Genomic DNA, 25,143 nt, shown 5'->3' with positions numbered 1-25,143 from the left:
CTTATCGTCGCCGCGGCTGTTGCCGGCCCGATTTACGCCCGGCCGTAACGGCAAGCCTCGGGTTCAAACGCCGGCGCGCCGCGCCGACACCGTTCATATTCTTTCGCCCGCTTGTACTTGATTCGACCATCGGCTTGCTTCACCGCCCTGGTGGAGCGGGTCTCTCTCAAGTCCATGCAGGCTTTTCGAAGCTCTCGTACATAAGGGGAAATAAACCATGTCTGAACAGATCAATACCCGGAGACGGCGTCTCCTCGGCACGACGGTTGCGGGCGTCGGCCTGATGGAGCTGGGATTGAGCGGACTCGCGCAGGCGCAGTCCAGCGGCACGAAGTCCGGGGCGAGCGCCGCTTCGTTCGACGACCTGCGGCTGATCAACGCCGGCACGCTCAACGTGGGCTACGCGGAAGCGGGTCCGCGCAACGGGCCCGTCGTGATTCTGCTGCACGGCTGGCCGTACGATATCTACAGCTACGCCGAAGTCACGCCGTTGCTGGTCGCCGCCGGCTATCGGGTCATCGTGCCGTATCTGCGGGGCTACGGCTCCACGCGGATTCTTTCCGCGGACACGCCGCGCAACGGCCAGCAGGCGGTTATCGCGGTCGACATCATCAACCTGATGGACGCGCTGAAGATCGACAAGGCGATCTTCGGCGGCTTCGACTGGGGCGCGCGCACGGTGAATATCATCGCCGCGCTGTGGCCGGAGCGCTGCAAGGCGATGGTGTCGGTGAGCGGTTATCTGATCGGCAGCCAGGCCGCCAACAAGGGACCGTTACCGCCGAAAGCGGAACTGGCATGGTGGTATCAGTTCTACTTCGCCACCGAGCGCGGCTACGCCGGCTACGATGCGAACCGCCGCGATTTCAACAAGCTGATCTGGCATACCGCTTCGCCGAAATGGGATTTCGACGAAGCGACCTACGGGCGCTCGGCTGCATCGTTCGATAACCCGGACCATGTCGCGATCGTGATCCACAACTACCGGTGGCGTCTGGGGCTGGCGACGGGCGAGGCGAAATACGACGAGCTCGAAAAGCGTCTCGCGACCGGGCCGACCATCTCGGTGCCGACCATCACGATGGAAGGCGACGCCAACGGCGCGCCGCATCCCGAGCCGTCGGCCTATGCGAAAAAATTCACCGGCAAGTACGCGCACCGGAACATCGGCGGCGGCGTCGGGCATAACCTGCCGCAAGAAGCGCCGAAAGCATTCGCCGACGCCGTCATCGACGTCGCCCGTTTCTGAGCAGCGAACGGGAGACCGACAAATGCGAAGAATCCGGACTGCGCATGTCGTGCTCAACGCGGCGCTTCTGCTTGGCGCCGTGGCGAATCACGCCGTGGCCGAACCCGCGAAATCGGCGCCTTCGCCGATCTATGGCGTGACGATTCCCGAGGGTTATCGCAAGTGGCAAATGATCGCGCCGGCCGAGGAAGCCGCGCCGCTCGACGAGCTACGCGTGGTGCTCGGCAACCCGGCCGCGATCAAGGCCATCGAGAACTCGACGCTGCCGTACCCTGACGGGACCATCCTGGTGAAACTCGCGTACAAGCGCAAGCAGTCGCCCGAGTTCCCATCGGCAACGATTCCCGGGGCGCCCACCACGGTGCAGGTGATGGTGAAGGACTCGCGTCGTTATGCGTCGACAGGCGGCTGGGGCTTCGGCCGGTTCGTCAACGGACAACCGGTCGACGCCGCGCAACATCAAACCTGCTTCGCGTGCCATGCGGCCAGGGTGAAGGACCGCGACTACGTGTTCGCACGCTTTGCACCGTAGCCGCAGCGGCGGGAAAGCGGCGGCGTTCGCAAGAGCGGCGCCGCGGCGACCGGCGGCGTGCAGCGACAAGCCGCCGCCGATCGTCAGGCTCGCACCGCTCAGGAACGCGAGGTGCGCGACGAACGCATTACAAGCGCACTACGAGCGCGCGACCAGCCGCTCGAGCGCGAATTTCGCTATGCGCCGAAGCGCGGCCGGCGACATGCCTGCGCGGGCATTCAACTGAATGCCTTGCAGGGTGCTGCCGATGAACAGCGCCACGTCTTCCGCGTCCATGTGCGGATCGATCTCGCCGTTGCGCTGCGCTTCTCCGATGCGAGCCAGAAGAGGCTCCCTCAGCCGCTTCGCGCCCGCGGCCCGGATTGCGTTGACCTCGGCATCCGTTGCGCCGAATTCAGCGGCGCTATTGACGCCCATGCAGCCGTTCGCGCGCTCGGCGGCGTCGGCCGGTATCACGCCCAGCAAAAGCGACTTGATGCCGGCCAGCGCGGACGAACTGCGCGTCAACCGTTCGATGTGGGCCGCGACGCTGTATTGCTGATAACGATCGAGCGCTTCAAGGTACAGCTTGCGCTTGTCGCCGAACGCGTTGTAAAGACTCTGCCGGCCAATTTGCATGGCCGCGAGCAGCTCGTCCGTGGACGCTGCCGAATAACCCTTGGACCAGAACACGCGCATGGCGCGATCCAGGGCTTCGTCTCGATCGAATTCACGTGGTCTCACCATTTATCAAGCCCGATACTTGTGGACGATGCAGTCAATAAAGGGAAATTATAGGCGCGGCGACAGTTAGTCGTTGCCGCGGCGGCCGGCCTTTCGCTTGCGCGATCCTTGCGCTCGCGCACTGGCGAACATCGGCATGCGCTCCTGAATCCACTTCAGCAATTCGAGCGGCCCGGCGGCAAGCGGCCGGTCGGTCTTGACCAGCACCCTGGCCTGCGCGCTGTCGAACAGGGGATGTGCAATCGGCACGGTGGTCAGTTCGTTGTTTGCGAGTTCACGGTACGCGGCGAATTCCCCGATCAGCGTCATGAAATTTTCCGCTGTCACGAAGCGCTTCAGCGCGCTCAGCGAGTTGGTCGTGAGGGTGGGGCGAATCTTCACGTTCTCGGTCAGCTCCGCCATTGCCACGACATGGCCGATGCCGAATGTGGATGGCATGAGCGCCAGCGGATAGCTTTGCAGATCGTCGAGGCTCGCCGGACCACCCCGCCTGGCAAGAGGATGATCTTTTCTCAGCAGCAGCACAACCGGCTGTCGCGAGCTGGCCCGATACGCGATTCGCGCATGAGGCGGCGGATTAAAGGCGAGGCCGATGTGCGCCCGGTTTTCCGCCACTTCGTCCAGCAAGGCGTCCACCGCCAGCATGGTCATGCCGATTTCCAGGCCGGGATAGCGCGTGCAGAACGGCGCCAGCACGTCGTCGACGAAGGTATCGACGAAGCCTTCGCTCACAGCCAGTTGAATCTGCCCGGTTTGAAGACCTTTCAACGCATGTAGCCGGTCTTCGAGCTTCTCCTGCTGCGAGCGGTAGCCGCGCCAGAATTCGAGCAGGTGAGCGGCGGCTTCCGTCGGCCGGACTCCGCGCGCCTCGCGTTCGAACAGCACCGCGCCCAGTTCGTCTTCGAGCAGTTTGATCTGCCGCGTGATGACCGATGGCGACGTGTTGATGTGCTCCGCCGCGCCGCGGATGGTGCCGTGGGTGAGCACCTCGTGGAAATACCGCAGGCGCTGCTGGTTGATCTCGCGCATTTGATTGCTCCGACGCCGGAAATTTTCAGGGTCCAAGGCATGGGCCGAGTGACGGCCAAGCGTTGCTCAGAAGGCAACGATACGTGAACTTAGTTGCTCTTGCTAGTCCCGTTTTGCCCTGCCACCATCGACTCAACCCCCTGCGACGGGTCCAGTGAGGCAATCGGGAGACACCTATGTCAGCAATCCATCCATCGACCGCCGGCGATCCCGCCTCAGCGCTCTATAGCAAGCTCAACTGGCGGCTTCTGCCGTTTCTGGTGACCTGCTACATGTTCGCGTACCTGGACCGCGTCAACGTCGGGTTCGCCAAATTGCAGATGCAAACGGACCTCGGCTTTTCCGATGCCGCTTACGGTGTGGGCGCGGGGATTTTCTTCATCGGCTATGTGCTGTTCGAATTGCCGAGCAATCTGATGTTGCCGAAAGTCGGCGCCCGCAAGACCTTCAGCCGCATTCTCGTGCTGTGGGGCATCACGTCGGCCTGCATGCTGTTCGTGCGAAGCGTGCCGGCGTTTTACGCCATGCGCTTCCTGCTCGGCATATTCGAGGCGGGCTTCGCGCCGGGCATGATCTATTACCTGTCGCGCTGGTACGGGCCTGCCCGCATGGCGCGCGCCATTGCGCTGGTGTTCGTGGCCGGACCGCTCGGCGGCATTGTCGGCGGCCCTGTCTCGGCGTGGCTCATGACGAGTCTTGCCGGGGTCGGCGGTCTTGCCGGCTGGCAGTGGATGTTTCTCGTCGAAGGTCTGCCGTGCATCGTGCTCGGCGTGCTGACGCTGCGGGTGCTGTCCGACCGGCCCGCGGACGCGCGCTGGCTGACCGACCACGAAAAAGGCCTGCTCGAGCGCGAAACCGCACCGACCCGGCATGGCACGGATTCGTTCAGGGCGGTGCTGAAGAACCCGCGGATCTATGTACTCGCGCTCGCCTACTTCAGCATCATTTTTCCGATCTACGCGATCAGCTTCTGGCTGCCGACGCTGCTCAAGGAGCAGGGCGTCAAGGACACCATTCGCCTCGGCTGGTACACGGCGATTCCCTACGTGGCGGCCGCGGTCTGCATGTATCTCGCGGGCCGCAGTTCCGACCGGGCGGGCGAGCGGCGCTACCACTGCGCGATTCCCGCGCTCGGCGCGGCGCTCTGCATGATCGCCGCTGTTTTCGCCGATGGAAGCGCGATGCTCACGCTCCTCGCGCTGACCGTTGGAACCGCATGTCTGTGGATGGCCTACACGGTTTTCTGGGCGATACCGGCCCAGCTCGTCGAGGGGACGGCCGCGGCCGGCGGCATCGCGCTCATCAATACCGTGGGATTGTCCGGCGGATTCTGGGGGCCGGCGGTGGTCGGCTGGACCAAGGCCGGCACGGGCAGCATGCATGCCGGTCTGCTGGTCATGGCCTGCGCCGCCGCGCTGGCGGCCGTCCTGATACTGAAGTTCAAGCTGACGCTCAGGCGGGAACAGCCGGTTTTGCCACAACGTGCATTCGAGCAAGAGGTGAACACATGAAAATCCTGATCGCGGGTTTCCAGCATGAAACCAATACCTTCGCGCCCACCAAGGCGTCTTACGAGAGCTTCGTTCAAGGCGAGGGCTTTCCGCCGATGGTTCGTGGCGCCGACGTGCTCGGGCTGCGCGACGTCAACGTGCCGATCGGCGGATTCATCAAGGTCATGCAAGCGCATGGACGCGAACTGAGACCGGTGATCTGGGCCGGCGCGAGCGCGTCGGCGCACGTCACGACGGATGCGTTCGAGCGGATTGGCGGCGAGATCATCGCCGCCGTCGAGCAAGGCGGTTTCGACGCGATCTATCTCGACCTGCACGGCGCGATGGTGACCGAGCAGCACGACGACGGCGAAGGCGAGTTGCTCGAACGCGTGCGGCGGATCGTCGGCGATCGCATGCCGGTGGTCGTGTCGCTGGACCTGCACGCCAACGTCACCGCGCGCATGTTCGCGCATGCCAGCGCGCTCGTGGCTTACCGGACCTATCCGCACGTCGATATGGCGGAAACCGGCGAACGCGCCGCGCGGATTCTCGAGGATCTGATGTGGGAGCAGCGCCCGTTGCATCGCGCGATGCGTCGCGTGCCCTTCCTCATTCCGGTGAACGGCATGTGCACGCTGGTCGAGCCCGCAAGGGGGATGGTTGGCATGCTGGCGGATCTGGAGACGCGGCCGGTCGTGTCGGTGTCGTTCGCGCCGGGCTTTCCGGCGGCCGATTTTCCCGAATGCGGTCCGACCATCTGGGCCTATTCGTTCGAGGAAGAAGTCGCCGAGCGAGCCGCCGACGCGCTGCTCGCGAAGATCGTCGGCGAGGAGTCGCGCTGGGAGGTGCCGTTTCTCGCGCCCGACGAAGCCGCGCTCGAAGCGATCCGGCTGAGCGCGTCCGCATCGCGACCGGTCATCATCGCGGACACGCAGGACAACCCCGGCGTGGGCGGCGATTCGAACACGATGGGGATGGTGCGCGCGTTGTTGCGCAACGGCGCAACGGACGCGGCGGTTGGTGTGATCTGGGACGCCGAGGCCGCGGCCGCCGCGCATCGGGCCGGCGTGGGCGCGCGCATTGCGCTGCGCCTCGGCGGTCGGTCGGGTGTCGAGGGCGATTCGCCGCTCGAGGCGCTGTTCGAAGTCGAACACCTGTCGGACGGCCGCTTCCGTTTCGACGGCCCGATGCTCAACGGGATGGAAGGCGAGTTGGGACCGGTCGCCTGTTTGCGCGTCGAGGGCGTGAGGATTGCCGTGAGCTCGGTGAAGATGCAGGTGTTCGATCGCAACCTGTTCCGCGTGGCCGGCATCGAACCCGAACGCATGAAGATTCTCGTGAACAAGAGTTCGGTGCATTTTCGCGCGGACTTCGAGGCTATCGCCGAGGCCATTCTGGTGGCGAAAGCGCCCGGACCGATGGCCGCCGATCCGGCCGATCTTCCGTGGGAACGTCTCGATCCGGCCATGCGTGTCCGGCCGCTGGGGCCGTCGTTCAGCGAGTTGAGTCCGGTAGCCGGTTGATTCACATGCGACGCGCTGGGGTCGGCAATCGTCCGCTGCATGGCGGCCGATTTGTACCGCAATGTATCCAGGCCGTACCGGGATAAACACGCTTGCATTGGAGGCGTCGGCGAAAACATTCCAGATACGTCGGCAGGTTCAAATGTCTACACGCAAGGTTGATTCGCAACACTGCGTTCAAGTCCGGTGACACGGCGGCGCGCAGGTTTCGGCTTCCGCGCTTGTCATCCGAACTTCCGACCTTTGAATGCCGTCGTTTTCTGGAGAAAACTCATGAAGCTCGTTCAATCCCTGTTGGTGGCAGCGCTCGTTGCCGTTCCTGTCGCTTCGTTCGCCCAGTCGAATCACGCGTTGACGCGTGCCGACGTGCGCGCGGAACTGGTCCAGCTTCAGAAGGCCGGCTACAACCCGGCCAGCGACAACACCCAATATCCCCAGAACATCGAAGCCGCCGAGGCGCGTATCAATGCGCAGAAAGATTCGGCGACAGCGGCATATGGCGGCGCCGGACAAGGCAGCTCGACTGCTGGCGCGCGCTCGACAATGACCCACACGTCGGCACCGGAGCAAGCCGTTGTCGGTCTCGGTTCGATCTATGCGCACTCGTAATCTCCATGACGACGGCGCGCGTTCGAGTGCGCCGTCATGGGGATGGTCGATTCAAAACCCATTCAAACTCAGTCGAAAAATACCCATGACCACGCTTCTCACGAAATTTCTCGGTTCTGCGCTGTTGCTCGGTGGACTGTTCGCATTGCAGGCTTCGCACGCGGCGCCGCCGCAGGATTTGAAGGGCAAGAACGTCGTGCTGGTGCACGGCGCATTTGCCGACGGTTCCAGTTGGGAGAAAGTGATTCCGTTGCTCGAAGCGCGCGGCCTTCACGTGGTGGCGGTTCAAAACCCGCTGAGTTCGCTGGCCGACGACGTTGCCGCGACGAAACGCGTGATCGACCAGCAGACCGGCCCGGTCGTTCTGGTCGGCCACTCGTGGGCGGGCGTCGTGATCAGCGAAGCCGGCAACGACGACAAGGTGAAGAACCTCGTCTATGTAGCCGCGTTCGCGCCCGACAGCGGCCAATCCATCGACGACGTGACGAAAGGCAAGCCGGCGCCCGCATGGGCCAGCGAACTGCAGAAGGACTCGGCCGGCAATCTGACGCTGTCGACCAAGGCGGTGCTGGAAGATTTCGCTCAGGACGTGCCTTTGCCGCAACGGCGTGTGATTGCGGCAACGCAAGGGCCGTGGGCTGCCGCATGTATCGGCCAGAAGGTCACGACGGCGGCGTGGCACGACAAGCCGTCCTACTTCGTGGTGGCCGGTCAGGACCGGATGATCGATCCGAACCTGCAACGGAGCATGGCGAAGACCATCGGCGCGCACGTCACGATGGTCGATGCGAGCCACGTCGCGATGGTCAGCCAGCCGAAGGCAGTCGCCGACACGATCATTGCCGCTGCGAAAGCCGCGCAATAAGCGCGGCGAGATTGCCGTAGCGAGCCGCCAACGATCGACACCGCGCCCGGAAGAGCGCGCTCTGCATTCCGACGCCGGGGAATCATCTGCTTCTGACGTCGATACAAGTGCTGGATAATCGGCAGGTCGCCGATAGGTAGGTCCGCACATGAAGGCTCGTTTCCGCATTCCCCGCTCGATAGTCCGTCTCACTCGCCTGTCGCCTCGCGCTGTCGGCCGGGCGCGGATGCGATGAGCGCGCCGATCTACGTGTGGCTGCTCGCCGTACCGCTTGCCGGGTTGATCGCGTATGGCGTCGCGATCGTGCTTGTGTTCTGGCTGCAAGGGCGCCTGATTTATCCGCCCGAGCGAGTGCGCCGCCCCTCGGGTGCGCCGCAGGGCGATGGGCGCATCGGCAACGTTCGCTTGCGAACCGTCGACGGCGTCGAGTTGATGTGCGGCTACGCAGCCCCGGCGCGCGCGGATTCCGCCATCGTCGTCCTGTTTCATGGCAACGGCGAGGACATCTGGCAGCGCGAGCACATTGCTCATGATCTGCTCGACGCCGGATACGGCGTTCTGCTTGCCGAATACCGCGGCTACGGCGGCTCGGCGGGGCGGCCGCACGAGGCGGGTCTGTACGCGGACGGGCGCGCCGCGCTGGAGTTCGCCGCGCAACGCGCGCGCCGCGTCGTCGTGCACGGGTATTCGCTCGGCACGGGCGTGGCGGTGCAGATCGCGATCGAATACGCGCTTACGGCGCTGATTCTGGAGGCGCCGTTCACCAGCATCGCCGATGTCGCGGCGACGTGGTTTCGCTGGCTGCCGGTCCGGCGCCTCGTGCGCGACCGGTACGACAGTCTGTCGAAGATCGGCGCGGTGCGCGCACCGGTGCTGATCTACGGAGGGAGCGCGGACGGTGTGATTCCCCCCGCCCATTTTTCGCGGCTGCACGCGGCGCTCGACGCGCCAGGGCGGCTCGTGATGCTCGACGACGCAAACCATGTCGACGCATGGGAGCGCGGCGGCCGCGACCATGTATTGCGCTTCCTGCACGAACACCGTTCGCATAGCCCGCGCGCGCCGCGAACCTGATCGCGCCGCGGGTCGACCGGTCGACTCCCGACCTATGACCGCTGGCTATCACCCCATGCCATCTTTTGATTGGCGCGGTAAGTCTTCGTCGCTCACACTTGCGAAATTCGGCACACCAGCAAAAACGGCGGAGACATCGTGAACAGGAAAGCGGGCATGTATCGCCCCGGCGGGGTTCGCGCATGACGCCGCGAGACACACAGCGAGCACACAGCGAGCACGCAGCGAGAAGCGCAATGCACGATGACATAACGATCCACGATGCACGCGCAACCGGCCTCGTGCCGGCGGGCGCGGCGTTGGAACGGCTTTGCACCGGCGCGCAATGGGGCGAGGGGCCGGTATGGCTGCACGAGGACGCCTCGGTGCTGTGGAGCGACATTCCGAACAACCGCATCCTGCGTTGGAACGAGGCCGACGGCATGACGGTATGGCGCGATAACGCGGAATTCACCAACGGCCATGTTCGCGAGCAGGACGGCTCGATCCTGCATTGTTCGCATGGACAGCGGGCGATCGTGCGCACGCGTTTCGGCGCCGGCCTGTCGAATCCGCTCGACGAGATCGTGGTGGACCGCTACATGGGCAAGCGGCTGAATTCGCCGAACGACGTGGTGGTCAAGCGCGACGGCACGATCTGGTTCAGCGATCCGCCGTATGGCATCGTATCGGACCGCGAGGGACATCGGGCCGAGTCGGAGTTGGGCGACAACTACGTGTTCCGGTTCGATCCGCGCACCCGCGAACTGACGATTGCGACGGACTTCGTCGAGGAACCCAATGGCCTCGCGTTCTCGCCCGACGAAACGGTGCTGTACGTCTCGGATACTTCGGCGGCGCTCAGAAGCGACGGCGGCGGCCACCATCACATTGTCGCGTTCGACGTCGTCGATGGACGCACGCTTCACCATCCACGGATTGTCGCGGTGGTGACGCCCGGCCTTGCCGACGGTTTCCGCGTCGACGAAAACGGCTGGATCTTTACAAGCAGCGCCGACAGCGTGCAGGTCTATCATCCCGACGGCACGAGGCTCGCGCGCATCGGCGTGCCGGAGAAAGTGGCGAATCTCACGTTCGGCGGAGCAAACGGCAACGTGCTTTATATCTGCGCATCCACCTCCCTATACCGCATACGCCTGAACACGCGAGGAGCGACGTGAGTACCAATAACACCCTGCTGCTAGTGGAAAAATGCAGTCATTGCATTAGCTGGTACGACATCGAATCCGGCCGCCGTGTGCATTCGGTGGCGCTGCCCGATTTCCCGCACGAGTTCGTCACCGACCGCGACAATCGCCACGCCTGGGTCGGGCACTACGGCGTGGAGACGTCCGGCCATGCGGGCCCTGGAGGCCACGCGTTGCTGCAGATCGACATTGCCGCGGGCAAGCTGGTGCGCACCATCGACCTGTCGCCGTTCAATCGCATTCACGGCTTGCAGATGGACGAGGCGGACCGCCTCTATGCGCTGAGCGAGGAGAAGGCCGCGCTCGTCGTGCTCGATCACCCGGCCACGGACGAGGCGCCGAGGCGAGCCGTGCCCTCGGGCGGCATCAAGAGCCATCTGTTCGCACTCACGCGCGACGGCCGGACGGCCTACTGCATGAACCTGCTCTCGCATACGGTCACGAAGGTCAAGCCGTGGGACCCGCTGGCCGTTCCGCTCGCCTGTCATCCCGGACAAAAGCCTGAGGGTTATTGCCTGAGCGGCGATGAACGCACGCTGTATGTGAGCAACCGCTGGAGCCGTTCGCTAACGGCGATCGATACGGAGACGATGCAAGTGGTGCGCTCGGCGCCGTCGCGCGACGACCCCACACGCATTTACCGTTGGAGCGATACGTGTCTCGTCGTGACCAACTACGGAGAACGCAGCCTGTCGATCGTCGATCCGGCGACGCTCGCGGAGATCGATCACATTCCCCTGCAAGCGCGCGCGATTGCGCTGTCGTTCGATTTCGAAAGAGGCGTCGCATTCGTCTCGCAGGACGACGATCGGGTAGGCGTGTTCAACATGCATGCGCGACGCTTCGAACGGTATATCGCGACCCAGCGCGAACCGGACGTCTCGAAGGTCGTGCGCACGGCGCTCTAGGTCGTTCGCGCGGACCTGCGGATCGCCGGCCGGCATTCGAAGCCGCCGGCGCGCGTTGCAACCGATCGGCCACCGATCAAAAACCAGCCTTGGCGGCGGCGCGGATCGCGTCGATGACGATTTGCGTGGCGGGCGTGGCGCGGCGATTGGACCGCAAGATCAGGCCATACGGCGCGAGGCGTCCGCGAAAGCGTGCGGGAACGACCGCGAGCGTGCCTTGCTCCTGATAGTAGCGGGCCACCGATGTCGGCAACACGGCGATCATGTCCGCCGCGAGCAACAGCGACAAGGTGGTGAGAATCGATGAGGTTTCGATCGTGTTTTCCGGCAGCGCGACGCGGCTATGACGAAAGGTTTGATCGATGATCTCGCGCATCGGGCTCGGATGCGGCTGAATGATCCACGGGTACTCCGCCAGCTCGCCGAGCCGAACCGGCGGCGTTCTCCCGCACACCGGATGCCGCGGCCGCGTGACGAGCGACAGCGGCTCTTCCCCCAGGGTCTCGAACGTCAGGTCGTCCGCCGGCCAGCCGTTGGGAACGCGCCCGACCACCAGATCCAGTTGATCTTCCTGTAGCGCCTGCACCAGCACGTCGCTCGTATCGATCTGCACGGTGATATGCAGCTTCGGGTGCGCTTCTTTCAACGCCACGATCGTGGTGGTCAACAGATCGGGCGACGGCGCCATCACCGCGCCGAGGCGGACCGCGCCGACATTGCCCGACTCGATCGCCACCAGTTCCTCGCGCAAGGTGCCGAGGTCGGCGAACACCACCCGCGCATAGCGGATGACCGCTTCACCGAAGATGGTCGGGTCGATGCCCCGGGCGTGCCGCTCGAACAAGGTCACGCCCAGCAGATCCTCGAGTTCGTGCAGGGCCTTGGTGGCGGCCGGCTGGGTCATGCCGATCTCGTCCGACGCGCGGCGCAGCGACCCGTGCTCCCACACCGCGAGAATCAGTTGAAGGTGGCGCAGGCGCAGCCGGGTTCGAATACTGGCGGTGGCTGGAATCATGGAGCGATAACTGGCATGAATCGGTATATAGCATTGTTTCATTGGTAAGTTATTGGGCATTCTCGCACACTACGAAGATGGCGCCACAGGGGACAACCCGTAAGCGCCCGCCAGCATGCGCTCTCACGAGCATGCAGCCGCTATTCAACCCGGTTCCTCGAACCCCGGAGACTTCGCATGAAAATCAAACATATCCGCACTCGCGTATTCGAATGGAAAGGCAAGGTCGTGCCGCCGCAGGCGCATTTCTGCACCAACGCGGTCGACATCCTGTATGAGCGCGGCGACGCGATGGGCTCGTTCCGCTTTCACGGCTGGCTGGTGGTCGAGATCGAGACGGATACGGGTGTCGTCGGCATCGGCAATTGCGCGCTCGCGCCGCGTATCGCCAAGCAGATCATCGACGAATACCTCGCGCCGATCGCGCTCGGCGAAGACCCGTTCGATACGGAATACATCTGGCAGAAAATGTATCGCCGCACGCTCGCGTGGGGCCGCAAGGGCATCGGCATGGCGGCGATCTCCGCCGTCGACATCGCCTTGTGGGACATCATGGGCAAGGTGGTCGGCAAGCCGGTGTTCAAGCTGCTCGGCGGGCGGACCAAGGAAAAGATCTGGTGCTACGCGTCGAAGCTGTACAACAACGACGACCGCGACGCCTTCCTCGGCGAGGCGCAGGGCTACCTCGACGAGGGCTTCACGGCCATGAAGATGCGCTTCGGCTATGGACCGAAAGACGGCCCCAAGGGCATGGCGAAGAACCTCGAACAGGTGCGCTTGCTGCGCGAACTGGTGGGCGACGAAGTCGACATCATGCTCGAGTGCTACATGGGCTGGACGCTCGAATACGCCCGGCGCATGTTGCCGCGCCTCGCGGAATTCAATCCGCGCTGGATCGAGGAGACCGTGATCGCCGACGATGTCGAGGGTTACCAGGAACTGAAGAAGATGAACATCATCCCGATCTCGGGCGGCGAACACGAGTTCACCGTGTACGGCTTCAAGGATCTGCTGGAGCGGCGCGCGGTCGACGTGATCCAGTACGATACCAACCGGGTCGGCGGCATCACGGCGGCGCGCAAGATCAACGCAATGGCCGAGGCGTGGTCCGTACCGGTGATTCCGCATGCGGGCCAGATGCACAACTACCATCTGACGATGGCAAGCACGGCGAGCCCGATGGCCGAGTACTTTCCCGTATTCGACGTCGAGGTGGGCAACGAGCTGTTCTATTACATTTTCGAAGGCGAACCGCAGCCGCAGCAAAGCTTCCTCCAATTGTCGGACGAGACGCCGGGGCTCGGTTTGCGCCTGAGCGACAAGTATCTGAACGACTTCAACATCATTGAATGAGCCGGCGCCCGTGCCTATTGATATGACCGACCCGACCACGATCACCGGCGAGATGCCGATCGGCGCACGCATGCTGCGAGGGGAAGCCGGATTTTTTCGCGCGCTCGATCCGGCCACCGGCGCGATGCTCGAACCGGCGTTCGGCTGCGCGACAGAAGCCGACGTGGCGCGCGCGTGCGAGTCGGCTCACGCGGCGTTCGACGCGTATCGCCGCACGCCGCCCGGCATACGGGCGGCTTTCCTCGAAACGATTGCCGCCAACATGCTCGCTTTGGGCGATGTGCTCATAGAGCGCGCCTGTGCGGAAACCGGCCTGCCGCGCGCGCGCATCGAAAGCGAACGCGGGCGCACGGTGGCGCAGTTGCGCCTGTTCGCGGCGCGAGCGCGTGAAGGCGATGGGATCGATGCGCGCATCGACGGCGCGCTGCCGGAGCGCAAGCCGCTGCCGCGCGTGGATATCCGCATGCAGCGCATTCCGCTCGGACCCGTCGCGGTGTTCGGCGCGAGCAACTTTCCGTTGGCGTTTTCGGTGGCCGGCGGCGATACCGCTTCCGCGCTCGCGGCCGGATGTCCGGTGGTGGTGAAGGCGCATGCCGCGCATCCGGGTATTTCCGAACTCGTCGGCCGGGCAGTGCAGGCGGCCGTGCTCGCGAACGGCTTGCCCGAGGGCGTGTTCTCGCTGCTGTTCGACGACGGCTTCGCCGCCGGCGCCGCGCTCGTCGCGCATCCCGCGATCAAGGCCGTCGGCTTTACCGGTTCGCGGCGCGGCGGCGTGGCGCTGATGAAAATCGCCGCCGCACGCGTGGAGCCGGTTCCCGTCTATGCGGAGATGAGCAGCGTCAATCCGGTGTTTCTGTTGCCGGCCGCATTGGCCGCGCGCGGCAAGGCATTGGCGACCGGCTTTGTCGAATCGCTCACGCTGGGCGTCGGACAGCTTTGCACCAATCCGGGTGTCGTGCTGGCCGTGGCCGGCGTGGCGTTCGAGCAGTTCAAGGACACTGCGGTCGCGCTGTTGGCCGCGAGGCACGCGGGCGTGATGCTGACGCCCGGCATTGCGGCTGCGTACGCAAGCGGCGTCGACCGTCTGCACGAGCATCCGGCCGTGCGCGCGGCAGGGCGTGGCGAAGCCGAGGGCGAGGGCGCCGCCGGCAGCCGGGCGCAGGCGGCGCTGTATGCGGTCGACGCCGACGCGCTGCTCGCCGATGCATCGCTTGGCGAGGAAGTATTCGGGCCGTGTTCGCTTCTGGTCGCGTGCCGGGATCTCGCGCAGATGCGTGAAGTCGCCGAGCGCCTGGAAGGACAACTCACCGCGACGCTGCACTTCGACGCCGCCGATCACGATGCCGCGCAAACGCTGCTGCCGGTATTGGAGCGCAAGGCCGGCCGCATTGTTGGAAACGGCTGGCCGACCGGCGTGGAAGTGTGCGACGCAATGGTGCACGGCGGTCCGTTTCCCGCGACGTCGGATGGCCGCTCGACGTCGGTCGGCACCGCCGCCATCGAGCGGTTCCTGCGGCCCGTCTGTTATCAGAACCTGCCGCAGCGCTTATTGCCCGATGCGTTGCACGATGCCAACCCGCTGGGCCTGCCGCGCCGCGTCGACGGCGTGCCGACGCAAGCGCCAATCAAATAACGCAATACCGTTCGAAGGAGTTTGAAATGAAACCACGCATTGCAGTGCTGCTGGGAGACCCGGCCGGCATCGGACCGGAACTGATCGCCAGGCTGCTGGCGCAGCCCGACAATCGCGAGCGCGCCGAACTGCTGCTGATCGCGGACCGGCGCGAGCTGGACGAAGGCATGCGCATCGCCGGCGTCGAATTCCCGTACACGGTGGCCGCGGATGCGCAAAGCGCGCGCTTCGCCGAGGGCGTGCCCGCGCTGATCGATTTCCGTCTGCCCGACGACGTACCGTACGCGCGAGCCGAAGCGAGCGAGCGCGGCGGCCGCTACTGTCTGGAGGCGTTCAAGCTGGCGCTCGCGCTGACGCAGCGGAATATCACCCAAGCCGTGCTGTTCGCGCCGCTCAACAAGACCTCGTTGCATCTTGGCGGCATGCGGGAGAGCGACGAACTGGAGTGGTTCGCGCATCAGTTGGCGTATCGCGGCAGGTATTGCGAGTTCAACGTGATCGACGAGCTATGGACTTCCCGCGTGACGTCGCACATGGCGCTCAAGGATGTCAGCGCGAGGCTGTCGGTCGAGCGCATCGTCGAGGCGATCGATCTGATCGACGGCGGGCTCAAGGGCGCGGGCATCGCGCGTCCGAGAATCGCCGTGTGCGGCTTCAATCCGCACAACGGCGACAACGGCGCGTTCGGACGCGAGGAACTGGACGTGATCGCGCCGGCCGTCGAGTTGGCACGCATGCGCGGTTACGCGGCCGAGGGGCCGTACCCGGCGGACACGATTTTCGTGCGTGCGTTCGAGCAGCAAGCGTTCGACGGCGTGGTGACGATGTATCACGACCAAGGACAGATCGCGATGAAGCTGATGGGATTCTGGCGCGGCGTGACGGTTCATGGCGGCTTGCCGGTGCCGATCACGACGCCGGCGCACGGTACGGCGTTCGACATCCACGGTCAGGGGCGCGCCAATGTCGGCGCGACGCAGAAGGCGTTCGATATCGCTTGCAGGATGGCTTCGCAACGTCTTTGATGTGTTCGGGGACGCTCGTCCTCGTTGTTCCCACGATTGCCGATCGGACCCGCGAGCGGGTCAGTCGCCGATCCGGTAGAAGGCGATCGCATTGTGAGAGAAGATCCTTGCGATCGCCGCATCGTCATAGTCGGCCAGTGCTTCGAGCACGGCCTCCACGATAGCGGGAAAGCTCGCGCTGAGCGACGACACGGGCAGGTTGCTCGCGAACATCGCCCGCTCGGGGCCGAAGATCGCGACGGCGTCGCGAATCACGCGGCGGTTGCTGTCGGCGTCCCATCGTCCGCCCGCGAGGCCGAACTCCGACAGCTTGACGTAGACGTTGGGGTTCGCCGCGAGTGCTTCGAGACCGCGACGCCACTCCGCCAGCCCCGCTTCCGATCGATCCAATGGCAAGCCGGTGTGATTGACCGCCATGCGGATGCGTGGAAACGCCGCCGCGACTTCCGCGGCTTGCGCGAGATGCCAGAACGGTACGCGCAAATCCCACGACAGGTTGTACCGTTCCAGTGCGGCGAGTCCGTCGAGCCAGCGCGGATCTTGCATCGTGCCCGCCTGGCCCGTCACGCGCTCTTGCGGCGAACGCGCGGTCACGGGCTTCGAACGGATGCCGCGCACTCGCGGCCAGGCCATGTGAGCGGCCAGCACCTCGTCACGATCGGGCTGCACGAACGACACATGCGGCACGACGACCGAGGGCGTTCCGCTGCGCTCATGCACCTCGTGCAGCCAGCGCGTTTCGTCGACCTGCTGCATGCGCGAGCGTTCCGCCTCGATATGCACGCTGGCGACGACGCGGTACGGGTACGTGTCGCGCTGGTAGTCGTCCGCGAGATAGTCGCGGCGCAGCTTCTCGTATTCGCCGAGAAAGAATGCGGGACCGTGATAGGCGTCCTGCAGCCAGGGATAGTGGCCGCTTGCGAGATCCCAGAGATGGTGATGCGCATCGACGATAGCCAGTTGCGTTCCGGCGCGATGCGAGGGTTGCGTTGACATGACGGGAGCCGACTGAATCGAAACGGGTTGGGCTGGGGTTGGCTTGCTGTTGACGCATTCGGCGCGCTTTCGCGCGCCGGGTTCGGGTTGCGATCTACTCGTCGCACTTCGCGGGCAGCGTTGCGGCAATCAATCCTGCCAGCACCAGCGCCGCCGCGAGACTGTAGACGCCGATGCTCGCGTTGTACTTCTGTATCAGCACGCCGACGAGGTAGGGTCCGCAGAAGCCGCCCAGATTGCCGAGTGCGTTGATCACGCCGCGCGCGCCGCCGGCCACCTCGGCGCTGAACAGTCGGGGTGGAATGGTCCAGAACACGCCGGCCGCGGCCTGAAGGCAAACGCCGCTGCCGATCAGGAACGCGTACGAGACCCAGGGCGTGCCCTGAAACCAGACGGAACCGAACATGCACAGCGCAAACGCGACGATCGGCAAGGCGACGAACAGTTTCCGCTTGCCCAGGCGGTCGGACAGATTCGAGATCGCCAGCATGCCGATCATCGTGCCGACGTAAGGCAGGATCGCCAGCAAGCCGACCTTCGTCATGCTGCCGTGCGTGAGATTTTTGAGGATCGTGGGCAGCCAGAGCGTGTAACCGTAGATACCCATCTGGTAGAAGAAATTCAAGCCGATGAGCCGCCACATCACGCCGTCCGCGAGAACCTGGCGCAATGACGCGCTCTTTGCCGCGTGGCCTGCGGTGCGTTCCTGCTCCGCGCGCAATTCGCCGAGAATGTACGCGCGCTCCGCCTCGGAAATCCACTTGGCGTCGGCGGGGCGGTCGCTTGCGAAGGCCCACCACACGAACAGAAACAGCAGCGACAGAATGCCTTCCACGATGAACAGGTAACGCCAGTTCAACGTTGCGATCAGCATGCCGGAGAGCGGCGCGGTCACGATGCCCGCTATCGGCACGAACAGGATCACGAGGGCGTTGGCGCGTCCGCGTTCCTTGTCCGGGAACCAGTTGCTGACCATCGTCAGCACGACCGGCAGCATGCCGCCTTCGGCCACGCCGAGTAGAAAGCGCAAAATCAGAAGCTCGGTATTGCTGCGCACGAAACCCGTGAGCACGGAAATCACCGCCCACGACACCAGCGACCACGCGATGAATTTCTTGCCGCTGCCGTGCACCGCCAGCCGGCCTCCGGGAATCTGCAGGAACAGATAGCCGAGAAAGAAAATGCCGCCCGCCATGCCGACCATGCTCGCGCTGATGCCGAGTTCGGCGCTCATGCCGCCCGGCATCGCGAAGCCGATATTGACGCGGTCCATATAGGAAATGATGCAGGCCATCAGGATCGGTGGAATGATCCGTGCCCAGCGCCTGCTTGGAATGGCCTGCGCGTGTTCCATCGGTACTGCGCTGCTGAAAGCGTCCATGTTGTCTCCTCCTGCGCGCCGTCGTGATTTGATATCCGCGGCGCTGGTTAGGGTTTTTACAGCGCGAGTATCGCGAGTCCGTCCGGTTCCTTGCCGACCGCGAAACCATGACGCAGCGTCAGCGTGGCGAGATCCAGCACGCCTACGCTGTTATCGTTGAACGCGACGTAGGCGAGCCCGCCGTCCGGATGAAACGAGACGGCGATCGGCTTGGCCACCGTGTCGACGCGGCCCAGCGCCTCCAGCGATTCGGGATCGAACACGCGGATGCTGCGCTCGCCGTAGTTGACGACCAGCAAGCGTCCATCGCGAGTGAGATAGAGGCGGGTCGGGTCTTCGCCGGTTGCCACGGTGCGCGTGACCTTCATGGTCGCGGCGTCGATCATCGAGAGCGTGTGATCGTCGCGGCTGGCGACGAACAGCACGGTTTCATCGCGGCTGAGACAGCATCCTTCGGGACGGCCGCCCGCATTGACCGCGAGCGGCGGCAAGCTGGCGTCGTAGGGATGCACGCGCGTCACCGTGTGCGACAGCAGGTTGCTGATGTAGGCCCGTTCGCCATCGCGCGACACGACGAACAGGTGACTCTTCACGCCGCCGCTCGGCACAGCGCGATCGGGCACCTGGCGTGCGTGCGGATCGGCGAACACCAGCAGCATATTGTCGTGCTCGCTCAACGCGTAGACGCGGTCGCGGCTGTCGATCTGCAAGCCGTGAATTCGCGAGTACGGTTCGCAATCGAGTGTCAGCACGTGCTTGCCGCGTCGAATGTCGATCACGAATACCTGATGCCCGCCGCGGCCCGGATGCGCGAATGTCTGCACGCCATAGTGCCCGACGTAGCCGAAACGTCCTTCACGATCGACGACGAATTCATGGGGATACTCGGGAAGCGCGACGCTGAACCGCTGTTCGCCTGTTGTAAGGTCGTAGCCACTGAACGCGTGGCCGAATTTCTCCACCAGAACGGCGGTGAGTGTGTGCGGCATGCCTGTCTCCTGACGTTGCGCGTATTGCTCACCCCTCTTGCGTTGCCTGTTCAATGAGGGCATACGGCGGGGGTAATGGATGCAGGCAAAGTATCGCCAGTTTCGCAATGAGCGACCACTGAATAATTTGGATCGAGATAGTCGCGGAGGTTATCGCTCGCGAGATGGAGAGGAAGGAGGAATGAACGCAAACCGACGATCGGCTCGCCACTCGCGAACCGGTCGCGGGTAGTCGGATCTTCGACAGGGAGATTGCAGCTACAGCCAGCGCCAGATGCCCGCGGGCCAGCCTGAAAGTGGAAGGTGAGCCCAGCTCGCCGCGAGCCAGACAACGACGCCGCCTAACAGCGCGTGCAGGCCAAATCCGCCTAACCGCGCGCGGCCGGCAGCGATCGCCGCAAACGGCAGATAGCTCGTTTTCGCTTCCCACGCCGGCCAAAGATCGGGCTGGAGCCGCTGCTTCTTGCGGTCCTGTAATGCCGAGCCGACGAGCGCGAGCACGGCGATCGCCACGGCAACGACGATGTTCTTCGCGACCGGGAACACCGCGACGTGACACAGGCCCCAGAGCGCGAACGACCACATCATCGGATGGCGCGTCACCGCGTACACGCCGCGCGCCGCGTCCGGGAACGAACCCGGCCGGCCGCCGGTGGGAAACGCCGGGTTGCGGATAAAAGAGCCCATGAGCAGGATCGAGGCGATCAGCATGACCACGGTCACGACCGCCCACAGACCGTCTCCGACCGGCCAAAGCGGCGCCGTGAGCGGCGCCTTTCGATAGGCCACGACCAGCCAGGCGAACGTCAGGAGTGCAACCACCGAATAGACGCCCTGGAACGGCGCTTCGCCAATGGCATGGACCAGCCGCCGGCGCAGCAGATGGGATAGGACCAGGTGACTGCCGACGAAGGCGGCTGCCGCCGCGACCACTGCATCGATGCTTCCCATTGACTCGGCTCCTCAAGTCACTCACCAGCGGATCGTATTGCCCTGAAGAATACTAGTTGGTGCGCGGCAAAAGTCCACCCGCCGGTCACACCAGGGGCACCTGCTGACGACACACGCCGAGAACCAATTGCCGAAGCCAACGATGCACGGGGTCATTTTCCAAACGCGGATGCCACATCTGGTAAATCGTGAAACCGTCGGTCGCCACCGGAAGCTCGAACGAATACGCGTCGACGGATGCCGCGTGTTGCCTGTTCATGAAGGAGGCGGGCAGGAGCGCCACCAGATCGGACGCGCGAGCCACCGTCAACGCGGCCGGAAAGCTCGGCACGATCGCCACGGTGGTTCGTTCCAACCCTAGCCGGGCAATCGCGGCGTCGAGAGAATCGATGACCTGGCGACCGTGCGGCGCGACTACGTGGCCGAACGCCGCGTATTGCTGCGGGGTCACGTGTCGTGTCGCTTCGAGCGGATGCCCCTTTCTGACCACCCCCAGGTAGCGGTCGCGAAACAATGCCTGAACGCGTATTTCGGGCCCGGCTTCCTCCAGCACGCCAATCTCGAGATCGGCCGAACCGTTGCGCAGATACTCCGCGTTCCTCTCCCATCGCGATGAAAAGTGCAAGCGCACGAGCGGCGCAACGGCGGTCACTTCGGCGATCAATGGCGCACCGAAGGCTTCCACGAAAGCTTCATTGGCGCGAATCGTCAGCGTTCTGCGCAACGTTGAAAAATCCGGCGCGACCGGCGAAGGACGGAGCAGGGCACGCGCCTCACGAACCATGTTTTCGGTTCGCTCGCGAATCTCCTCGGCATACGGCGTCAGCACCATCTGGCGTCCGGCGCGGACCAATAACGGATCGCCGGTTACCGCGCGAAGTCGAGTCAGCGTGCGACTCATGGCTGACGCACTCAAATGCAACGACCGTGCGGCACGTGTCACGTTTTTTTCGCTGAGCAACGCATCGAGCGCGAAAAGCAGATTGAGGTCCGGTTCAGGCATGGGTTGATCGTAGTAAGCCGAGGGGGATAGGGCGTCCGATGCATATCTTAGTTGCATTCGGCGCGGCTTCCGCCATTGCTCATGTACCGCTACATTGGCTTTGACGATTTGCTCAAGAGGACCCCATGCAAAACACACTTTCACGGAAAACCGTTCTTTTGATCGGCGCTTCCCGCGGCCTTGGATTGGCGATGGTTCAGGAATATTTGAAGCGCGGCTACCGGGTCATCGCCACCGGGCGAGCCGCGTCCACGGAAAAGCTTCGGCATATCGCGGAAGCCTCGGCCGGCGCGCTCGAAGTGGACACCGTCGATATCACGATTCCCGAGCAGGTCGCGGCTTTGCGCGCCCGCCTTGCGGATCGGCGCATCGACGTGCTGTTTGTGAACGCGGGCGTCAAGAACGACGATCGCGAAACGATAGCGGACGTCTCGACGGAAGAATTCATCCGGGTGATGGTAACGAACGCGCTGAGTCCGATGCGCGTGATCGAGGCGTTTCAAGACCTTGTTCCGCCGACTGGAACCATCGGCGTGATGTCGTCGGGGCAGGGCAGTATCACCAATGCCGCCAACGCGAATTACGAAGTCTACCGAGGGAGCAAGGCCGCGCTCAATATGTTCATGCGCACCTTCGCGGCTCGCAGCGCCAGCCATCCGCGCAGCCTTCTGATCATGGCGCCCGGATGGGTCCAGACAGACATGGGTGGTCCGACCGCGCGCTTGACCATCGAGGAAAGCATTCCGAACCTGGTCAATACGATCGAGGCCTATGAAGGGCGCTCCGGCTTGCATTACCTCGACTACCTCGGGAGAGCCGTTCCGTGGTGACGAGCCACATCACGGAAAAGCCTGCGCTGATTGCGGGCCTGTCTTTGCCCGTTGCAATGATGTGCGCCTGTCGTCGCGTACTGCTGCTTCTGTTTTCGCTTGCGCGCTTAATGTTTCGTCGGCATCCGCGGTGAGCCACGCGGCACGCTGATAGCGTGGGGTCTTTCCTGGATTCCCCGGCTATGACGCGAATCTCCGGCACTGGCGGCTCTCCGCATGGACCCGCTTCCTCCCGCGACGAACAGCGGCCGCAGTCGACGTCCGCCTCGGGTTCTCGCCGGCTCGCGTCCGCCGCGTCGTCCGCTTTACCCGCGAGGCGTGTCGCGCGCGCGCAGGCCGGCGCGTCGCAGCCCGCAACGGCGAACCTGCCGCCGCGCGGACGTGCGCCCGCAAAACGCAGCCGCGACGAAAGCGGGCTCGACGCCGGGGCGGGCGCGAGCGGTTCGGGGCCCGCTGGCGCGAAGATGCGCCGCCGCATGGGCTGCGACGTGCTTGCCGCGTCGCTCAAGATGCTGGCCGACAATCCGCTGAACGGACTGGCCAAGGTCGCGAAACAACTCGAAGTGCCTGCTAATTTCATCGCGCGTTACGTCGGACGCGACGGGCTGAGAAAGGGTCCCGAAGTGTTTCAGGCATTTCCCGACTATCCGGAGTACGCCGCGTCGATCCAGGATTCGTTGCGGCGCATGGGTCGTCCCGAGGACGCCGAAGCGCTCGCGGCCGAACCCGCAACGGAGGGCCGGGGCCGTGAGCGCAAGCAGGTTACCGCGCAAATGGTGTTCGACGCCTTGTCGGCCTCGCAGCGCGACGGCGGCCGCAAACCGGCCGGCACGATGCGCGAATGGGTCACGGTGGAAGGCTGGCAGCAGCGCAATCTCGCCGACCGCCTTGCAAAGACCGCGGACTACCCCGAGTGGCGCGAGCAAATTCAGGCTTGCGCGCGGGCCCTGGGCATCCTGCCCGCCGGCCATCAACTGCCCGAACCGGCGGCCAAAACCCGGCGAGGATTCGGCGCGGATCAACTGGTCCGCGCGCTGCGTCTCGTGCTGGAACGCAGGCAGGCGGCGGCCGGAGGCGGGCCTCGTCTGCCGGCGTGGAAGCAGCATCTGCGCGACAGTCTCGGCCTCGACACGGACACCGTGTTCAACTGGATCACCTCCGAAGGCCGGTTGCGCCGACCGGCGTCCAGCGTGTCGCAACTGCCGGGCTACGAGCAGGCCAGTGCCCGGATTCGCCAATTGTTGACCGAGCTGGGCCACGCCGACCTCGTCACGGCGCTGCCCGATGGGGCGGGACAGCGGCAGCGGATGTGCGCTTCGAAGATCGTGGAGGGACTGGCGGCACTGGCCGACAACCCCGGCATATCGATGAAGGCCCTCGAACTGACGCTGGGCATTACCTATACGCAACTGGTCCGTTACCTCGGCATCGACGGCGCTCCGATGCCGCTCGAGCAGATCGCCGATATGCCGGACTACGCGTCCAACGTGGGAGCGCTTCGCGACGGCCTGCTGCGGCTCGGCCGCCCGGAAGTGGCGGCCGCCTTGCCCACGCCGCGAAGAGTCGCCGACGTCGCGGGTTCTTCCGGCATGTCCGCGCACGAACTGCTCAGCGTGGCCGACGCGCGTCTGCACGACGTCGTGGACGTCGCGCGAGCGCTGCGCGCCGAATCCGGCAAGCCGTTGGAGGACATCACGCGCGCGGGCGGCAGCGTCAGGCCGCTCGCGCGCATCCTGCTCGACGAACAGGGGATGGTGCGTGAGGTCTCCCATATCGAGCCGATGCTGACGGGCACCGACGCCGGCACGCGCATGCGTCTTAACCGTCTGCTCGACCGGCTCGCCGCGGCGATCGCGCCTGCCGCCGCGGCGTCCCCGGCCCAGCATGCGCCGATGAAGCCGGTCCTGCTCACGGCCTGGGGCAATGCGCCGGATCGCATGCTGATCGTGGACCGCGAGACCACTCAGCCGACGGCCGGCTCGCGCGCCCGGCTCAGGGGAATCTACGCGGCGAACCCTGGCTTGATCCAGGCACAGCGCAGCTATGAAGGCGAGCGCGTTCCCCAGGTGTTGCGTTGGCTCAGCACGGTACTCAAGCGGAGATTCCCCGAAGGTCACGAGATCCAGTGTTTTTTCCGGCCCGCCACCGGGAGCGGGCCGGGGACGATCGTCGTGTCGTCGAATGTGCGGGAGGTCAATGAGCGGCTTCAGGCCTTTCTCCAAAGCGAGGATCTGGAGGTGCTGCTCGACGAAGCAGGCGCGCACGGTCCCGCGGATCAGACGGATCGCGGATGGCGTCATGGCACGAAGCTCGCGACCCGTATCAATCCGGCGGCGGACCCGCATCCCACGCCGGAATCCGACGAAGTTTTCGCGGCGATCGCGGCCCGCCATTTCCATGTGCCGTTACGCGGCGAAGTATTCAACGGCATGTCGGTCAATCTGCACGCCGAGCGGCGCATTCAGAACGAGCTTGGCAAAACGTTTCAGGAGTCGGTCGACCTGAAGCGGCTGGCGGGCACCATGCGGCCTTGCGGCAGTTGCGCGGACGAACTGGGCGCCGCGCCGGAGGTTCATCGCGGGCCGTACTGGATGAACCGCTCCGCTCGGGCCGGCACGTCGAGCGACGAAGCGATGGCGCGTGACGCGCAGGCAGGCGCGGGCACGTCGATCACGCTTGCGCGCAACGGCCGGCTGACCTTCGAACACGACACGGACAGCGATTCGGATGCCGAGCCCGCCGAGTGAGTGACGAGGTTCGTCGCCGCTCGCCGAC

General features: G+C 64.7%; 22 protein-coding genes. 14 read left to right on the top strand and 8 right to left on the bottom strand.

Features of this window, described 5'->3' with window-relative positions; genetic code table 11:
• The first annotated feature begins 217 nt into the window (after nucleotides 1-217).
• Nucleotides 218-1,249: an alpha/beta fold hydrolase gene (locus tag BUE39_RS12335; protein WP_073428941.1), complete on the top strand. Its 1,032-nt coding sequence runs from the start codon at nucleotides 218-220 to the stop codon at nucleotides 1,247-1,249.
• 22 nt (nucleotides 1,250-1,271) lie between these two features.
• Nucleotides 1,272-1,781, top strand: a complete 510-nt coding sequence (locus BUE39_RS12330; protein ID WP_073428940.1) for a cytochrome P460 family protein — start codon at nucleotides 1,272-1,274, stop codon at nucleotides 1,779-1,781.
• 138 nt (nucleotides 1,782-1,919) lie between these two features.
• Here BUE39_RS12330 and BUE39_RS12325 read toward each other — a convergent pair whose 3' ends face one another.
• Complete coding sequence (locus tag BUE39_RS12325) at nucleotides 1,920-2,507, bottom strand: TetR/AcrR family transcriptional regulator (protein ID WP_073428939.1); 588 nt, start codon at nucleotides 2,505-2,507, stop codon at nucleotides 1,920-1,922.
• A gap of 63 nt (nucleotides 2,508-2,570) precedes the next feature.
• Nucleotides 2,571-3,533, bottom strand: a complete 963-nt coding sequence (locus BUE39_RS12320) for a LysR family transcriptional regulator (protein ID WP_073428938.1) — start codon at nucleotides 3,531-3,533, stop codon at nucleotides 2,571-2,573.
• Nucleotides 3,534-3,709: 176 nt separating this feature from the next.
• Between BUE39_RS12320 and BUE39_RS12315 the strand changes: the two genes are divergently transcribed.
• From BUE39_RS12315 to BUE39_RS12285, 7 genes are all read left to right on the top strand, one after another.
• Complete coding sequence (locus tag BUE39_RS12315; RefSeq protein ID WP_073428937.1) at nucleotides 3,710-5,044, top strand: MFS transporter; 1,335 nt, start codon at nucleotides 3,710-3,712, stop codon at nucleotides 5,042-5,044.
• Entirely contained in the window at nucleotides 5,041-6,549 is a 1,509-nt protein-coding gene (locus BUE39_RS12310) for a M81 family metallopeptidase (RefSeq protein ID WP_073428936.1), read from the top strand. The genes BUE39_RS12315 and BUE39_RS12310 overlap by 4 nt, the downstream gene beginning before the upstream one ends.
• 273 nt (nucleotides 6,550-6,822) lie before the next feature.
• On the top strand, nucleotides 6,823-7,158 hold the full coding sequence (locus BUE39_RS12305) for a DUF4148 domain-containing protein (RefSeq protein WP_073428935.1): 336 nt from the start codon (nucleotides 6,823-6,825) through the stop codon (nucleotides 7,156-7,158).
• A gap of 85 nt (nucleotides 7,159-7,243) precedes the next feature.
• Entirely contained in the window at nucleotides 7,244-8,023 is a 780-nt protein-coding gene (locus BUE39_RS12300; RefSeq protein WP_073428934.1) for an alpha/beta fold hydrolase, read from the top strand.
• 231 nt (nucleotides 8,024-8,254) lie between these two features.
• Entirely contained in the window at nucleotides 8,255-9,097 is an 843-nt protein-coding gene (locus tag BUE39_RS12295; RefSeq protein ID WP_073428933.1) for an alpha/beta hydrolase, read from the top strand.
• 236 nt (nucleotides 9,098-9,333) lie between these two features.
• The gene (locus tag BUE39_RS12290) at nucleotides 9,334-10,257 is read left to right on the top strand and encodes an SMP-30/gluconolactonase/LRE family protein (protein ID WP_084561399.1); all 924 of its coding nucleotides are present in this window, start codon (nucleotides 9,334-9,336) and stop codon (nucleotides 10,255-10,257) included.
• A complete protein-coding gene (locus BUE39_RS12285; protein ID WP_073428932.1) occupies nucleotides 10,254-11,192 on the top strand; it encodes a YncE family protein in 939 nt (312 codons plus the stop codon). Before BUE39_RS12290 ends, BUE39_RS12285 begins: the two co-directional genes overlap by 4 nt.
• A gap of 76 nt (nucleotides 11,193-11,268) precedes the next feature.
• On the opposite strand, the gene BUE39_RS12280 is transcribed toward BUE39_RS12285, so the two are convergent.
• A complete protein-coding gene (locus BUE39_RS12280) occupies nucleotides 11,269-12,207 on the bottom strand; it encodes a LysR substrate-binding domain-containing protein (protein WP_073428931.1) in 939 nt (312 codons plus the stop codon).
• 177 nt (nucleotides 12,208-12,384) lie between these two features.
• Here BUE39_RS12280 and BUE39_RS12275 point away from each other — a divergent pair, with 177 nt between their 5' ends.
• From BUE39_RS12275 to BUE39_RS12265, 3 genes are read left to right on the top strand one after another with little or no spacing between them, the layout of a single operon-like run.
• A complete protein-coding gene (locus BUE39_RS12275; protein WP_073428930.1) occupies nucleotides 12,385-13,560 on the top strand; it encodes an L-rhamnonate dehydratase in 1,176 nt (391 codons plus the stop codon).
• Nucleotides 13,561-13,582: 22 nt separating this feature from the next.
• Nucleotides 13,583-15,193: an aldehyde dehydrogenase (NADP(+)) gene (locus BUE39_RS12270; RefSeq protein WP_073428929.1), complete on the top strand. Its 1,611-nt coding sequence runs from the start codon at nucleotides 13,583-13,585 to the stop codon at nucleotides 15,191-15,193.
• Nucleotides 15,194-15,219: 26 nt separating this feature from the next.
• Complete coding sequence (locus BUE39_RS12265) at nucleotides 15,220-16,218, top strand: 4-hydroxythreonine-4-phosphate dehydrogenase PdxA (protein WP_073428928.1); 999 nt, start codon at nucleotides 15,220-15,222, stop codon at nucleotides 16,216-16,218.
• A gap of 60 nt (nucleotides 16,219-16,278) precedes the next feature.
• Here the strand turns inward: BUE39_RS12265 and BUE39_RS12260 are convergent, their stop codons facing one another.
• The 5 genes from BUE39_RS12260 to BUE39_RS12240 all read right to left on the bottom strand — a co-directional run bounded on the left by BUE39_RS12260 (nucleotide 16,279) and on the right by BUE39_RS12240 (nucleotide 21,538).
• Complete coding sequence (locus BUE39_RS12260) at nucleotides 16,279-17,214, bottom strand: amidohydrolase family protein (RefSeq protein ID WP_073428927.1); 936 nt, start codon at nucleotides 17,212-17,214, stop codon at nucleotides 16,279-16,281.
• A gap of 94 nt (nucleotides 17,215-17,308) precedes the next feature.
• Nucleotides 17,309-18,595, bottom strand: a complete 1,287-nt coding sequence (locus BUE39_RS12255) for an MFS transporter (protein WP_073428926.1) — start codon at nucleotides 18,593-18,595, stop codon at nucleotides 17,309-17,311.
• Nucleotides 18,596-18,651: 56 nt separating this feature from the next.
• Entirely contained in the window at nucleotides 18,652-19,584 is a 933-nt protein-coding gene (locus tag BUE39_RS12250; protein WP_073428925.1) for a YncE family protein, read from the bottom strand.
• Nucleotides 19,585-19,842: 258 nt separating this feature from the next.
• Complete coding sequence (locus BUE39_RS12245) at nucleotides 19,843-20,535, bottom strand: NnrU family protein (protein ID WP_073428924.1); 693 nt, start codon at nucleotides 20,533-20,535, stop codon at nucleotides 19,843-19,845.
• Between the two features lie 85 nt (nucleotides 20,536-20,620).
• Nucleotides 20,621-21,538: a LysR family transcriptional regulator gene (locus tag BUE39_RS12240; RefSeq protein ID WP_073428923.1), complete on the bottom strand. Its 918-nt coding sequence runs from the start codon at nucleotides 21,536-21,538 to the stop codon at nucleotides 20,621-20,623.
• Nucleotides 21,539-21,663: 125 nt separating this feature from the next.
• On the opposite strand from BUE39_RS12240, the gene BUE39_RS12235 reads away from it, so the two are divergent.
• Complete coding sequence (locus BUE39_RS12235) at nucleotides 21,664-22,368, top strand: SDR family NAD(P)-dependent oxidoreductase (protein WP_073428922.1); 705 nt, start codon at nucleotides 21,664-21,666, stop codon at nucleotides 22,366-22,368.
• Between the two features lie 182 nt (nucleotides 22,369-22,550).
• Nucleotides 22,551-25,115, top strand: coding sequence for a hypothetical protein (locus BUE39_RS12230; RefSeq protein WP_073428921.1), 2,565 nt, complete (start codon nucleotides 22,551-22,553; stop codon nucleotides 25,113-25,115).
• The last annotated feature ends 28 nt before the right edge of the window (nucleotides 25,116-25,143 follow it).

It is taken from the genome of Paraburkholderia terricola, assembly GCF_900142195.1.
Taxonomy (GTDB): Bacteria; Pseudomonadota; Gammaproteobacteria; order Burkholderiales; family Burkholderiaceae; genus Paraburkholderia; species Paraburkholderia terricola.
The sequence above is the reverse complement of the archived record's forward strand: the minus strand, read 5'-3'. Positions and strand labels throughout refer to the sequence as shown.

Coding starts and splice junctions, on each gene's coding strand:
- BUE39_RS12320 (WP_073428938.1), bottom strand. CDS start 3,533: ATGCGCGAGATCAACCAGCAGCGCCTGCGGTATTTCCACGAGGTGCTC.
- BUE39_RS12255 (WP_073428926.1), bottom strand. CDS start 18,595: ATGGACGCTTTCAGCAGCGCAGTACCGATGGAACACGCGCAGGCCATT.
- BUE39_RS12275 (WP_073428930.1), top strand. CDS start 12,385: ATGAAAATCAAACATATCCGCACTCGCGTATTCGAATGGAAAGGCAAG.
- BUE39_RS12240 (WP_073428923.1), bottom strand. CDS start 21,538: ATGCCTGAACCGGACCTCAATCTGCTTTTCGCGCTCGATGCGTTGCTC.
- BUE39_RS12335 (WP_073428941.1), top strand. CDS start 218: ATGTCTGAACAGATCAATACCCGGAGACGGCGTCTCCTCGGCACGACG.
- BUE39_RS12330 (WP_073428940.1), top strand. CDS start 1,272: ATGCGAAGAATCCGGACTGCGCATGTCGTGCTCAACGCGGCGCTTCTG.
- BUE39_RS12295 (WP_073428933.1), top strand. CDS start 8,255: ATGAGCGCGCCGATCTACGTGTGGCTGCTCGCCGTACCGCTTGCCGGG.
- BUE39_RS12245 (WP_073428924.1), bottom strand. CDS start 20,535: ATGGGAAGCATCGATGCAGTGGTCGCGGCGGCAGCCGCCTTCGTCGGC.
- BUE39_RS12260 (WP_073428927.1), bottom strand. CDS start 17,214: ATGTCAACGCAACCCTCGCATCGCGCCGGAACGCAACTGGCTATCGTC.
- BUE39_RS12310 (WP_073428936.1), top strand. CDS start 5,041: ATGAAAATCCTGATCGCGGGTTTCCAGCATGAAACCAATACCTTCGCG.
- BUE39_RS12230 (WP_073428921.1), top strand. CDS start 22,551: ATGACGCGAATCTCCGGCACTGGCGGCTCTCCGCATGGACCCGCTTCC.
- BUE39_RS12270 (WP_073428929.1), top strand. CDS start 13,583: ATGACCGACCCGACCACGATCACCGGCGAGATGCCGATCGGCGCACGC.
- BUE39_RS12290 (WP_084561399.1), top strand. CDS start 9,334: ATGCACGATGACATAACGATCCACGATGCACGCGCAACCGGCCTCGTG.
- BUE39_RS12235 (WP_073428922.1), top strand. CDS start 21,664: ATGCAAAACACACTTTCACGGAAAACCGTTCTTTTGATCGGCGCTTCC.
- BUE39_RS12325 (WP_073428939.1), bottom strand. CDS start 2,507: ATGGTGAGACCACGTGAATTCGATCGAGACGAAGCCCTGGATCGCGCC.
- BUE39_RS12250 (WP_073428925.1), bottom strand. CDS start 19,584: ATGCCGCACACACTCACCGCCGTTCTGGTGGAGAAATTCGGCCACGCG.
- BUE39_RS12280 (WP_073428931.1), bottom strand. CDS start 12,207: ATGATTCCAGCCACCGCCAGTATTCGAACCCGGCTGCGCCTGCGCCAC.
- BUE39_RS12265 (WP_073428928.1), top strand. CDS start 15,220: ATGAAACCACGCATTGCAGTGCTGCTGGGAGACCCGGCCGGCATCGGA.
- BUE39_RS12300 (WP_073428934.1), top strand. CDS start 7,244: ATGACCACGCTTCTCACGAAATTTCTCGGTTCTGCGCTGTTGCTCGGT.
- BUE39_RS12305 (WP_073428935.1), top strand. CDS start 6,823: ATGAAGCTCGTTCAATCCCTGTTGGTGGCAGCGCTCGTTGCCGTTCCT.
- BUE39_RS12315 (WP_073428937.1), top strand. CDS start 3,710: ATGTCAGCAATCCATCCATCGACCGCCGGCGATCCCGCCTCAGCGCTC.